Origin of the sequence: Paraburkholderia sp. XV, from assembly GCF_020177535.1 — a bacterium.
GTDB lineage: Bacteria > Pseudomonadota > Gammaproteobacteria > Burkholderiales > Burkholderiaceae > Paraburkholderia > Paraburkholderia caribensis.
Genome location: NZ_JAGUUD010000080.1, coordinates 12,087 through 23,604 on the forward strand (window position 1 = coordinate 12,087; position 11,518 = coordinate 23,604).

Genomic DNA, 11,518 nt, shown 5'->3' on the forward strand with positions numbered 1-11,518 from the left:
AGGCCGCCGAGAATCGTTGCAATCTCTGCTGAAAGGAGCGTTCGATGCAACGTTCGAATCTGCCGCTGGAAGGCCTGCGCGTAATCGACTTCTCGCGCGTGCTGGCCGGCCCCTATTGCGCCGCGCTGCTCGGCGATCTCGGCGCCGATGTGATCAAGATCGAGCCGCCTTCGGGCGACGACTATCGTGCGGTCGGCCCGTTTGCGGCAGACGGCGAGAGCGGCCTGTTCGCCGCGATGAACCGCAACAAGCGCAGCATCGTGCTCGATCTGAAAACGGACGCGGGCCGTGAACTCGCGCGCGCGTTATGCGCGGACGCCGATGTCGTCGTTGAAAATTTCCGGCCGGGCGTCGCGGAGAGGTTGGGCATCGGCTACGCGGACTTGAGCGCTGCCAATCCGTCGCTCGTGTATGCGAGCGTGTCGGGCTTCGGGCAGACGGGTCCCGAATCGCATCGTCCTGCCTACGACATCATCCTGCAGGCAATGTGCGGGTTGATGGATGCCACGGGTTCGCCGGACGGACCGCCGACGATGATCGGCGAGTCGGTGTCGGATGTCGTCAGCGGGTTGTTCGCGTCGTGGGGCGTGCTCGCCGCATTGCTCGCGCGCGAGAAGAGCGGCAAGGGCACGCATGTCGACGTGTCGATGTTCGACGCGACGCTCGGCTTGAGCGCGACGCTCGTCGCGCGCTACGCGGCGACGGGAACCGCGCCGCGCCGCGTGGGCAACCGGCATCCGTCGTCGGCGCCGTTCGGCGCGTATCGCGCAGCCGACGGCTTCTATGTCGTCGCGGTGTTGAACAACAAGCTCTTCTCGGCTTTCGCGCACGCAATCGGCGCGCCGCACCTCGCCGCCGATCCGCGTTTCGCCAGCGACGCGTCGCGCTGCCGTCACGAAGCCGATTTGCGCGCGACGATCGAGACGTGGTCGTCGGCGCTCACCGTCGATGAGGTCAATCACGTGCTCGGCGCAGCAGGCATTCCCGTCGCGCCGATTCGCAATCTTCATGAGGCGCTCGAGAGCGATCACGCTGCGCATCGTGGTTTGCTGACCGAGATACGGCGAGACGGACACACAAAGCGCGTGCCGACGCAGCCGGTCAAGTTCTCCGCGTACGGGGCCAATTGCGTGTCGCCTGCGCCGGGGCTCGGCGAACACGCGGACGCGCTGCTGCGGCAACTCGGCTATGACGCCGACGACATCGTGTCCTTGCGCGAGCGCGGCGCGTTCGGCGTTCCTGTGGTCCGCGCGGGTGATGTGAATCGCAACGAGGAGCAAGATCATGCGTAAGCGGCTGGGCATCGAAGACGGCGACCTGGAGATTGCCGATGCGATCTCGCGTTTCGCACAAAGCGAACTTGCGCCGCGCGCCGCGCAAGTCGATCGTGACGAGCTGCCGACCACGCGTTATGTCGCGCAACTCGCGGAACTTGGTGTGATGGGCATGAATCTGCCTGAGCGATGGGGCGGCGTCGAGGCGTCGCCGGTGGCAATCGTGCTGTCTCTGGTGGAGATCGCGAAGGCCTGCGCGTCGACTTCGTCGATGATCGGCGCGCACTACCTCGCAACCGACTCGATCCTGATCGGCGGCGACGATGCGCTACGCGATCGCTATCTGCCCGACGCGGCCAGCGGCAACAAGCTCGGCGCGTTCGCGCTGACCGAGCCGCGCGCAGGTTCCAACCCCGCCGACATGGCGACGCGCGCGACGCGCGAAGGCGACGGCTATCGGCTGACGGGCGTCAAGCACTTCATCTCGAACGCCGATGCGGCTGGTTTCATCGTCGTGTATGCGAAGACCGATCCCGACGCAGGCGCGCGCGGTATCAGCGCTTTCGTGGTCGACCGGCATATGCCCGGCGTCGATGTTGCGCCCGCCGAAAAGCTCATGGGCATTCGCGGCGCGCCGGCGCACGAAGTGGCGCTCGATTGCTTCGTCCCTGCTGTGAACCGGCTCGGCGTGGAGGGCAGCGGCTTTCGTACGGCGATGAAAGTGCTGGACAACAGCCGGCTCGATGTGGCCGCAACGTCTATCGGGATTGCGGAAGCGGCGTTGTCGGCGGCGACGGGCTGGCTGAAAGAGCGGCAGGTCGGCGGCGAGCCGCTGTCGGGCCGGCAAGGTCTGCAATGGACGATCGCGGACATGAAGACGCGGCTCGAAGCCGCGTGGCTGCTGACCTTGCAGGCCGCCGCGAAGCGCGCGGCGGGAGAGGCGTTCACACAGGATGCGTCGATGGCGAAGCTCTATGCGTCGGAGATGGTTGCGTTCGTCACCGATGCCGCGTTGCAGATGCATGGCGGATACGGCTTCACGCGCGAGATGCCACTGGAGCGTTACGTGCGCGATGCGCGGATCTTGCGTATCTACGAGGGGTCGTCCGAGATTCAGCGGACGGTGATTGCCCGGTCGGTATTGGGATGAACGGCGTGATGCACGCCGGACGTATGTGAGCGGTGGAGAAAAGCAAAAAGCCCAGTCACGAGGACTGGGCTTTTTGTTGAATCTGCTGGTGCCGGAAAGAGGAATCGAACCCCCGACCTTCGCATTACGAATGCGCTGCTCTACCGTCTGAGCTATTCCGGCGCCTTTGTTGCTTTCGTTTAGTTCGTCAGCAACGAAGAAGCAAGATTATAGAGTGCTCTGTATCGGCACGCAAGTGCTTTTCTCAACTTTTCTTTTCGAGATGGTAGCGGGTCACGCGATCGACCTCGTTCTTCGAGCCGAGGAACACCGCGACGCGCTCATGCAGGCTCTTCGGCTGGATGTCGAGAATGCGCTTCTCGCCATTGGTTGCCGCGCCGCCAGCCTGCTCGACGATGAACGCCATCGGGTTCGCTTCGTACATCAGGCGCAGCTTGCCGGGCTTCGACGGGTCACGCTTGTCGGCCGGATACATGAAGATGCCGCCACGGTTCAGGATACGGTGCACGTCGGCGACCATCGATGCGATCCAGCGCATGTTGAAGTCCGACTGGCGCGGACCGTCCTTGCCTGCGTTCAGTTCGCCGATGTACTGCTGCACCGGCTCGAGCCAGTGGCGCTGGTTCGACGCATTGATTGCGTATTCGCGCGTCTCGACAGGAATACGCATGTCGCTTTGCGTGAGTACCCAGGAGCCCAGTTCGCGGTCGAGCGTGAAGCAGTTCACGCCGTTGCCCGTGGTCAGCACCAGTACGGTTTGCGGGCCGTAGACCGCGTAGCCCGCCGCGACCTGCTGCGTGCCCTTTTGCAGGAACGACTGTTCCGTGGGCTGCTGGCCGTCAGGGCAGCGCAGCACCGAGAAGATCGTGCCGATCGACACGTTGACGTCGATGTTCGACGAGCCGTCGAGCGGGTCGAACACGAGCAGGTATTCGCCCTTCGGATAGTTCGCGGGAATCGGGAAGAACTGTTCCATCTCTTCCGATGCCATGCCGGCCAGGTTGCCGCCCCATTCGTTGGCTTCGAGCAGGATTTCGTTCGACAGGATGTCGAGCTTCTTCTGCACTTCGCCCTGCACGTTTTCGCTGCCGGCCGTGCCCAGCGCATCGCCGAGGGCGCCCTTGCTGACGTGATAACTGATGGCCTTGCACGCGCGCGCAACGACTTCGATCAGCAGGCGCAGATCGGCAGGCAGATTGTTGTTCTCGCGCTGCTGCTCGATCAGGTACTTCGTAAGGGTGGTACGACGTTGCAAAGACATTGCAGTACTCCGGAGAGGCTTGGGAATTCCCTGATTTTAACCTTTCGATGTGCGGGTTCCGTGACTTTAAAAAATCGCCGCCCGAAGCCGCGCTCCCGTCGTGCTTCCTGACGGGACGAATGCGTCAACGCGAGGCCGCAACCCTGCGCGTCGCGGCCGCTGCGTCTTCGGCGGCTTTGAGCTGCTCGCGCGACAACTGCGGATGCCTGGGCCGGCGCGACGGCGGCAGCGGCTCGATTTCGCGCTTGATTTGTTCGCCCGATTCTGCAATTGCAACCCGCAGGTCGTACGCGATCTGAAGATTGAGCCAGAAGAGCGGGCTATTGTTGAAAAAGCACGACAGTCGCAGGGCGGTTTCCGACGAAATGGCTCGTTTGCCGCGCACGATGTCGTTGACGCGCGGCGCAGGCACGCGCAGCGCAATGGACAGCGCGTGGGCCGACATGCCGAGCGGTTCGAGAAACTCCTCGCGCAGGATGTCGCCAGGCGTTGCTTGTGGCATGCGTTCGCCGGTGGAAACGTCGGAGAAGTCGAGCTTGTCGAGTTCAGAGCGTTTGATGGCCATGATGGTTTCCCATGATTCAGTGATAGTCGACGATCTCGACATTGAGCGCGTCACCGTTGATGTACTGGAAGCAGATGCGCCACTGCGCGTTGATGCGGATGCTACATTGCCCGCTGCGCGCGCCTTGCAGTAGTTCGAGCCGGTTGCCGGGCGGCACGAACATGTCGTTGATGTCCGCTGCGGCATCGATCAACAGGAGCTTGCGGCGCGCGGAGATCTGTACTTCAGATGGCAGCGACCGCACGAACACGCCGTTGAAGACGGCTGCCGTTTCTTTGTCGTTAAAGGTAGAGATCACGGGAAGTGTATAACGTGTCATGTTAAACGTAAACCATCAGATGAACACGTTCAGTGTGATCGCAACAGCGACGTGCAACTAGTCGGCAGAATGGCGTAGGAAAAATTGCATCGCGCCAAACGGGCGAAAAAAAGCCGGCACATGTGCCGGCTTTTGCATGCAGCGGAACCATCCAGACGATCAGGCCAGAGCCTTCTCTACAATTTCGCGCACGTCGCGGGATTTCGCCTGCGCGGCGACTTTTTCCAGCGCCGCGCGCATCTGGTCGCGCAGCGCAGGCGTGAAGCGGCGCCACAGTTCCAGCGCGCGGGCAAGGCGCGCCGCGACTTGCGGATTGAGCGCGTCGAGCGCGATCACCTGTTCGGCCCAGAACGCATAGCCCGAGCCGTCCGCCGCGTGGAACTGCGCCGGGTTCGCCGAGCAGAAGCTGAAGATCAGCGAGCGGGCGCGGTTCGGGTTCTTCAGCGTGAACGCGGGATGCGCCATCAGCTTGCGCACGATCTCGATCACAGGCCGTGCTTTCGTGCCGCGTTGCATCGCCTGCAGCGCGAACCACTTGTCGATCACGAGCGGCTCGTTCTCGAAGCGGCGATAGAAGTCGTCGAGCGCATCGGCGGCTGCCGCGCCGCCGTTCGACGCAGCCGCCGTCAGCAACGCGGATAGCGCCGCTGCCCGGTCCGTCATGTTGTTCGCCGCGTCGTACTGCGCCTTCGCGAGACGCACGGCGTCGGCGGGATCGTCGAGTTCGGCGAGATAGGCGAGCGCCAGATTCTTCAGCGCGCGGTGGCCGCCTGCTTCAGGCGTCGGTTCGTAGGCGCCCGGCGTCTGATGCCGTTCGTAAACCGCGAGCCAGTCGCCTTTGAGCGCCGACGCCAGACGCTTGCGCACGAACTGCCGCGCGCTGTGCACGGCGGCGGGATTCGATTCGTCCATCTGTTCGGCGAGATACGCTTCCGACGGCAGCATCAGCGCGAGCTCGCGGAATGCGGGCGACAGCGTCTCGTCGTTCAGCACGCGGCCGAACGCAGCGACGACGGTATCGTCCAGTTCCAGCGCCTTGCCCGTTGCCGCGTGCTCGGCAAGCGTCAGCAGCTCGCGCGTCGCGAGGCGCTGGCCGGCTTCCCAGCGGTTGAACGGATCGCTGTCGTGCGCGAGCAGGAACGCGAGTTCGTCGGCCGTGTAGTCGTATTCCACGACGACGGGCGCCGAGAAATTGCGCAGCAGCGACGGCAGCGGTTTTTCGGCCACGTCGACGAACGTGAAGCTCTGTTCCTTCTCCGTGAATTCGAGCACGCGCGTGGTGTGCGGCGACGCCGACGCCTCGCCTTCGAGGCGCAGCGGCATGTCGTTGCCGTCCTCGCCGATCAGGCCGATCGCGAACGGAATCAGCAGCGGGCCCTTTTGCGTTTCGCGCGCGGCCGCGGCGGCATCGCCGTAGCCCTGCGTGAGCGTCACCGTGTAGCGCTTTTGCGATGCGTCATAGTGCGTGTCGACCGTGATGCGCGGCGTGCCGGCCTGGCTGTACCAGCGCTCGTACTGCGCGAGGTCGCGGCCGTTCGCGTCGGCCATTGCGTGACGGAAGTCGTCGCAGGTGACGGCCTGGCCGTCGTGGCGCTTGAAATACAGGTCCATGCCGCGCCGGAAGCCTTCGCGCCCGAACAGCGTCTGATACATCCGCACGACTTCCGAGCCCTTTTCATAGACGGTCATCGTGTAGAAGTTGTTGATCTCGACGTAGCTCTCCGGACGCACCGGGTGCGCCATCGGACCGGCATCTTCGGCGAACTGCATCTGACGCAGCACGCGCACGTCTTCGATACGCTTGGTCGCGCGTGCCGCCTGATTCTCGACCGTGCTGCCGCCGCTTGCCATGTCAGCGGAAAACTCCTGGTCGCGGAACACGGTTAGCCCTTCCTTCAGGCTCAGCTGGAACCAGTCGCGGCAGGTGACGCGGTTGCCCGTCCAGTTATGGAAGTACTCGTGGCCGACCACGGCTTCGATGTTGGAGAAGTCGGTGTCCGTCGCGGTTTCGGGATTGGCCAGCACGTATTTCGTGTTGAAGATATTGAGGCCTTTGTTCTCCATCGCGCCCATGTTGAAGTCGCTCACGGCGACGATCATGAAGCGGTCCAGGTCGAGTTCCAGGCCAAAGCGCTCCTCGTCCCAGCGGATCGAGTGGATGAGGGAATCCATGGCGTGACGGGTCTTGTCGAGATCGTGCGGCTCGACCCAGACCTGCAGCAGCTTTTCCTTGCCCGAGCTCGACTTCACGCGTTCCTCCAGCGCGACCAGCTTGCCCGCGACGAGCGCGAACAGATAGCTCGGTTTCCTGAACGGATCTTCCCAGCGCGCGAAGTGGCGGCCGTCGGGCAGGTCGCCCTGTTCGAGCAGGTTGCCGTTGGACAGCAGCACCGGGTACGCGGCCTTGTCGGCACGCAGCGTGACCGTGTAGGTCGCCATCACGTCCGGGCGGTCGAGGAACCACGTGATGCGCCGGAAGCCTTCGGCCTCGCATTGCGTGAAGAAGTTGCCGCTCGATACATACAGGCCGGACAGCGTCGTGTTCGCCGCGGCATTGCAGATGCCCGTCAGCGTCAGCTCGAACGAATCGGGCACGTTGTCGACGGTGAGGCCGTGTTCGTGCGCGTGGACATCGGCATACGGCTTGCCGTCGATCGACGCTTCGACGAACTGCAGTGCCTCGCCCATCAGTTCGAGATGGGTGGCGCGCACCGCGTCGGGATTGCGGCGGATGCGCATCGTATTCCTGACGACGGTACGCTCGGGCACGAGATCGAACTCGAGCGCGACGGTATCGATGAGAAAAGCGGGCGGCGCGTAGTCGGCGCGGCGGATCACTTGAGGCGTTTCGGTATCGGCCATGGTGTCGTGTGGGAATAAGCTCGAAGCCGGCGCGTTATGTACATACTGGCAGAGGTGCGCCGGGTGATCGGACCATTGTACAAAGCCTCGGCCGATCGTGCGGATAGAACTTTTTACCGTCTTGTCCGGTCAGCGTATTATCGGGCCGCTCGCGCGGCAGGCGCGAGCGACGATACCAACGAGGACGACCATGAAGCTCGACCGATTGACCCGCCACGCCGCACTCGTGCTCGCGGCGTTCGCCACGCTGCTGGCGGGCTGCACGACCTATGTGACGTCGCAGGTGACGGCCTTTTCCGACTGGAGCGGCAGCGACGCGACGCGCACCTACGCGTTCTCGCGCACGGCTGAGCAGAAGAACAGTCTCGAACAGGCCACCTACGAACAGATCGTCGCAAACGAACTCGCCACGCATGCGTTCCGGCAGACCGATGAGCGCGAAGCGCACTATCTGGTCGCGCTCGCCTATGGCATGCGCTCGGATACCGTGACGGTCTCGCAGCCCGCCTATTACTACAGCGCGTGGCCCGGTCCTTACTACTGGGGCCGTCCGTTCGACCCGTGGGGCCCATGGGGTCCGTGGGGCCCGTATTCGGGAGGCTATGTGAACCAGAGCTATCCCGTGTACACGCATCTGCTCGGCATCCGCATCACGGATCGCGCGACGGGCAAGGAACTCTACAACGTGACCGCGCGCAACACGGACGAGCAGTCTTCGTTGATTGCCGCGATGCCGTATCTTGCCCGCAGCGCGATGTCCGATTTCCCGTTGGGCAACGGCGTGGTGCGCACCGTCAAGCTGCCCGTCGACGGAAAGGGCGGAATCTCGAACGAAATGGCGGCAGGCAATGCCGCGCCGCCCGTGCCGGCCTCGGGTGTCAAGACCGTTCAATAAGCGCTTCCAGGAAGCGCTCTCCATGAAAACGGCCACATCGCGCAAGCGATGTGGCCGTTACCTTGACAGGGGCGATTGCCGGATGACCCGGCCGACGGTCAGACGCCGATACCCATCAACGCCATCGCGCCGAGCACGACGAACATGACGGCAGCGATGCCGTGCACGAGCCTGGTCGGCAGTTTGTGCGCGAAGCGGTCGCCGAGCAGGATCGCCGGCACATTCGCGAGCATCATGCCGAGCGTCGTGCCCGCGACCACGCCGAAGAAGTCATGGAAGCGTGCGGCCAGCGCGACCGTGGCGATCTGCGTCTTGTCGCCCATTTCAGCGAGGAAGAACGTGACCACGGTTGCGCCGAACACGCCGAAGTGCGTGCGATTGGTATTCGCTTCGGCGTCGTCGAGCTTGTCGGGCACGAGAATCCACAAGCCCATGCCGATGAACGACGCCGCCAGCGCCCAGCGCATCACGGTCGGCGTGACGAGCGAGCCGAGCCATGCGCCGAGCGCGCCGGCGCCGGCATGATTGATCAGCGTCGCGACGAGGACACCGAGAATGATGGGCAGCGGCTTGCGGTAGCGGGCGGCGAGGACGAGTGACAGCAGTTGGGTCTTGTCGCCGATTTCAGCCAGCGCGACTGCGCCCGTCGAGATCAGAAAGGCTTGTTCCACGTTTTGATAGATTCCCCGGGCCGAGATGTGTGCGAGCGACGACCCACAACGCGCCGGGCCCTAAAGCGGCGGTGGTGGATCATCGGTCTCGCCAGGCCAGAGGCTGCGTCTGCCATGGCCATACGGCCAAGTCTGTTGACAGGCGCCCCCGCAGGTCACGCACGCTGCGCTCGCCGGCCAGAAGCTGGACCGTAGCGCGGGCATGACGCGGGGCGGCTACTCCCCAATGAGGGGCGGAGTATAGCACGGAGGCTTGCGCGAAAGCGAAGATTTCGCGTGACTTACGCACCCCTTTGGATTGCTTGCAGCAAGTCATTGCAAAATCAAGCGCGATTGTCGCTTTTTAACGGATTCGTCGCGCGCTGCCGACACGCAGGAGCGTTACAAACCGCGCGAATCTCTGGCATGCCAGCGGGTGCTCGGGCTGGGCGGAGGCCGGCCGGACGGGCCGCTGAAGGTGTGGGAACGCTTCCGTCGCGTGCAAGAGACGGATACAGATAGATACGTCTTTTCCGGCTGATTTCGGCCAGAATGCTCGGTATCATTTCGGGCGGTCTACGTAATGACCAGACGAAACCCCGTTTTGGCGTCCCGCCCCTAAATAATCACCGCTGCGTGCCGTTATTTGGGTGACTCCTTAAAATAAAAGTGGACTCACCGAACTGGCGTAGCGCCTCGCCTCGAAGTAGCGCGCTTCACGTGCTGTCGATGGCGAGCGCGCCTCTGGCGTCAGCAGCCTTCACGCGCGAACACCGATATGCCCGATCTGCACTGGACTATTCCGGTTGCTCGCTGGTCTTCCTGGCCTGCCGTCGCAGCCGCCGCACCCGATATTGGCTTTATCGAGCCGATGGTGCGGCGTCGCCTGAGCACGCTGTCGCGCATCGCGCTGAAAGTCGCGCATGACTGCGCCGCCGAGCGGCCCAACGTGCGCATCGTGTTCGCGTCGCGCCACGGCGAGCTGCGCCGCACCACCGACATTCTGCGCAACATCAGCGCGGGCGAGCCCGTCTCGCCGACGGCATTCAGTCTTTCCGTGCTGAACGCGATGACGGGCGTGTTCGGCATTTCGCGCGGCGACCGCACGGCCGCGAGCGCGCTGTCCGCCGGTGCCGAGACGCTCGGCTACGCGCTGCTCGAAGCGCACGCGCAATACGCCACCAATCCCTCGACGCCCGTGCTGCTCGTCTACGCCGATGAACCGGCCGATCCCGGCTACGGCACGATCGAAGAGGAAGTGCAGGGCGGCGCGGTCGCGATCCTGCTGGACGAAGCAGCGGCGGGCCGCCTGTCCTGCTCGCGCACGGCCGTGGCCGACGGCAAAGCGCCGCCCGAAGGCGCGGGTACTCTCTTTGCAACTCAAAGTCAGGCTGTGCATCACTGCCTCGACACGCATGCCGCTGCGCAATGGCGTGGCGAATACGCGGTCTGGGAATGGAGCTGGGATGAAGCCGTGGCTTGACTATCACTGGCGCCTCGTCGCGACGGCGCTTGCATTCACGGCGTTCGGCATCTGCGGACTCGGCTTTTCGCTGATCCTGTTTCCGATCGCGTGGATCTGGCCGGATCGCACGTCGAAGCAGCGCGCGATCACCGCGATCATTCACGCGTTCTTTCGCGCGCTCGTCGCCGTGCTGAAGTGGGCCGGCGTGATGGAGCTCGACGCGCACGGCGTCGCTGCGCTGCGCCGCAAGCACAACGAGCCGGCCATCGTGGTCGCGAATCATCCGACGTGGCTCGACGTGATGGTGCTGCTGTCGCTGACGCCGCGCGCGTGCTGCGTCGTCAAGAGCGCGCACTGGAGCAACCCGTTTTTCTGGGGCGTCGTGCGCGCGGCCGAATATGTGAGCAACGCCGATCCGCTCGATCTCGTCGAAGCGGGCGCGCGGCAACTGCAGCGCGGCTACACGATGATCATTTTTCCGGAAGGCACGCGCAGCCCGGCGCGCAACCGGATGCATGCGTTTTCGCGCGGTTTCGCGCACATGGCGCTCAAGTCCGGCGCGCCGATCCTGCCGGTACTGATGGATTGCGATCCACCCGCATTTACCAAGGGCATGCGCTGGTACAACGTGCCCGAGCGTGCGTTCCGCATGCGCGTCAACGTGCTCGAGCCGCTCGGCGCAGATGCGCTCGCGGCGCACGACGAACCGCCCGCGCTGGCTGCTCGCACGGTGACGAGCGCCATCGAAGCACATATCACCCAGCATCTGTTCGACTATGGATTCTTTAAAGCTTGAAATCAAACAGCTTCTGATCGAAGCACTCGATCTGGAAGACCTGACGCCCGCCGACATCGACGACGACGCGCCGCTCTTCGATACCGACGGCGTCGGTCTCGATTCGATCGACGCGCTCGAAATCGGCATCGTGCTGCGCAAACACTACCAATTGACGATCGCGGCGAATGACGAACGCACGCGAGAGCACTTCCGCTCGATCAATTCGCTCGCAGCGCTGGTGGCGAGCCAGCGCGAGCTTGCGCATGAATCGGGCGACACCACAAAGAAAGGGGAATGAC

General features: G+C 63.8%; 11 protein-coding genes, 1 tRNA gene and 1 riboswitch. Of the genes, 6 read left to right on the forward strand and 6 right to left on the reverse strand.

The features are described from left to right. The first annotated feature begins 44 nt into the window (after window positions 1–44). Window positions 45–1,292: a CaiB/BaiF CoA transferase family protein gene (locus KFO72_RS29235; RefSeq protein WP_225033590.1), complete on the forward strand. Its 1,248-nt coding sequence runs from the start codon at window positions 45–47 to the stop codon at window positions 1,290–1,292. Further along, entirely contained in the window at window positions 1,285–2,424 is a 1,140-nt protein-coding gene (locus KFO72_RS29240; RefSeq protein WP_225033591.1) for an acyl-CoA dehydrogenase family protein, read from the forward strand. The genes KFO72_RS29235 and KFO72_RS29240 overlap by 8 nt, the downstream gene beginning before the upstream one ends. Window positions 2,425–2,510: 86 nt before the next feature. Here the strand turns inward: KFO72_RS29240 and KFO72_RS29245 are convergent. The 5 genes from KFO72_RS29245 to pepN form a co-directional block, all read right to left on the reverse strand. After that, a tRNA-Thr gene (locus KFO72_RS29245) sits at window positions 2,511–2,586 on the reverse strand. Between the two features lie 82 nt (window positions 2,587–2,668). Then, window positions 2,669–3,685 (reverse strand): class 1 fructose-bisphosphatase, encoded by a 1,017-nt coding sequence (locus tag KFO72_RS29250; RefSeq protein ID WP_035989922.1) that lies wholly within the window; start codon window positions 3,683–3,685, stop codon window positions 2,669–2,671. A gap of 124 nt (window positions 3,686–3,809) precedes the next feature. Continuing rightward, entirely contained in the window at window positions 3,810–4,250 is a 441-nt protein-coding gene (locus KFO72_RS29255; protein WP_054934023.1) for a HigA family addiction module antitoxin, read from the reverse strand. Window positions 4,251–4,266: 16 nt separating this feature from the next. Further along, on the reverse strand, window positions 4,267–4,569 hold the full coding sequence (locus KFO72_RS29260) for a type II toxin-antitoxin system RelE/ParE family toxin (RefSeq protein ID WP_225033592.1): 303 nt from the start codon (window positions 4,567–4,569) through the stop codon (window positions 4,267–4,269). A 159-nt stretch (window positions 4,570–4,728) separates the two neighbouring features. Then, window positions 4,729–7,431: an aminopeptidase N gene (gene pepN, locus KFO72_RS29265; protein ID WP_225033593.1), complete on the reverse strand. Its 2,703-nt coding sequence runs from the start codon at window positions 7,429–7,431 to the stop codon at window positions 4,729–4,731. Between the two features lie 190 nt (window positions 7,432–7,621). Between pepN and KFO72_RS29270 the strand changes: the two genes are divergently transcribed. Then, entirely contained in the window at window positions 7,622–8,326 is a 705-nt protein-coding gene (locus tag KFO72_RS29270; RefSeq protein WP_054934025.1) for a DUF4136 domain-containing protein, read from the forward strand. 98 nt (window positions 8,327–8,424) lie between these two features. Here the strand turns inward: KFO72_RS29270 and KFO72_RS29275 are convergent, their stop codons facing one another. Then, the gene (locus tag KFO72_RS29275) at window positions 8,425–8,997 is read right to left on the reverse strand and encodes a TMEM165/GDT1 family protein (protein WP_054934026.1); all 573 of its coding nucleotides are present in this window, start codon (window positions 8,995–8,997) and stop codon (window positions 8,425–8,427) included. Window positions 8,998–9,052: 55 nt separating this feature from the next. Continuing rightward, window positions 9,053–9,234, reverse strand: a riboswitch (yybP-ykoY riboswitch). Window positions 9,235–9,754: 520 nt separating this feature from the next. Here KFO72_RS29275 and KFO72_RS29280 point away from each other — a divergent pair. From KFO72_RS29280 to KFO72_RS29290, 3 genes are read left to right on the forward strand one after another with little or no spacing between them, the layout of a single operon-like run. Beyond that, entirely contained in the window at window positions 9,755–10,459 is a 705-nt protein-coding gene (locus tag KFO72_RS29280; RefSeq protein ID WP_107202991.1) for a beta-ketoacyl synthase chain length factor, read from the forward strand. Beyond that, on the forward strand, window positions 10,443–11,237 hold the full coding sequence (locus KFO72_RS29285) for a lysophospholipid acyltransferase family protein (RefSeq protein ID WP_054934028.1): 795 nt from the start codon (window positions 10,443–10,445) through the stop codon (window positions 11,235–11,237). Before KFO72_RS29280 ends, KFO72_RS29285 begins: the two co-directional genes overlap by 17 nt. Continuing rightward, on the forward strand, window positions 11,218–11,517 hold the full coding sequence (locus tag KFO72_RS29290) for a phosphopantetheine-binding protein (protein ID WP_035991241.1): 300 nt from the start codon (window positions 11,218–11,220) through the stop codon (window positions 11,515–11,517). Before KFO72_RS29285 ends, KFO72_RS29290 begins: the two co-directional genes overlap by 20 nt. The last annotated feature ends 1 nt before the right edge of the window (window position 11,518 follow it).

What these genes read in the sequence shown, in the direction of transcription:
- KFO72_RS29270 (WP_054934025.1), top strand. Translation starts at nt 7,622, where the DNA reads ATGAAGCTCGACCGATTGACCCGCCACGCCGCACTCGTGCTCGCGGCG.
- KFO72_RS29250 (WP_035989922.1), bottom strand. Translation starts at nt 3,685, where the DNA reads ATGTCTTTGCAACGTCGTACCACCCTTACGAAGTACCTGATCGAGCAG.
- KFO72_RS29240 (WP_225033591.1), top strand. Translation starts at nt 1,285, where the DNA reads ATGCGTAAGCGGCTGGGCATCGAAGACGGCGACCTGGAGATTGCCGAT.
- KFO72_RS29255 (WP_054934023.1), bottom strand. Translation starts at nt 4,250, where the DNA reads ATGGCCATCAAACGCTCTGAACTCGACAAGCTCGACTTCTCCGACGTT.
- pepN (WP_225033593.1), bottom strand. Translation starts at nt 7,431, where the DNA reads ATGGCCGATACCGAAACGCCTCAAGTGATCCGCCGCGCCGACTACGCG.
- KFO72_RS29235 (WP_225033590.1), top strand. Translation starts at nt 45, where the DNA reads ATGCAACGTTCGAATCTGCCGCTGGAAGGCCTGCGCGTAATCGACTTC.
- KFO72_RS29285 (WP_054934028.1), top strand. Translation starts at nt 10,443, where the DNA reads ATGAAGCCGTGGCTTGACTATCACTGGCGCCTCGTCGCGACGGCGCTT.
- KFO72_RS29280 (WP_107202991.1), top strand. Translation starts at nt 9,755, where the DNA reads ATGCCCGATCTGCACTGGACTATTCCGGTTGCTCGCTGGTCTTCCTGG.
- KFO72_RS29290 (WP_035991241.1), top strand. Translation starts at nt 11,218, where the DNA reads ATGGATTCTTTAAAGCTTGAAATCAAACAGCTTCTGATCGAAGCACTC.
- KFO72_RS29260 (WP_225033592.1), bottom strand. Translation starts at nt 4,569, where the DNA reads ATGACACGTTATACACTTCCCGTGATCTCTACCTTTAACGACAAAGAA.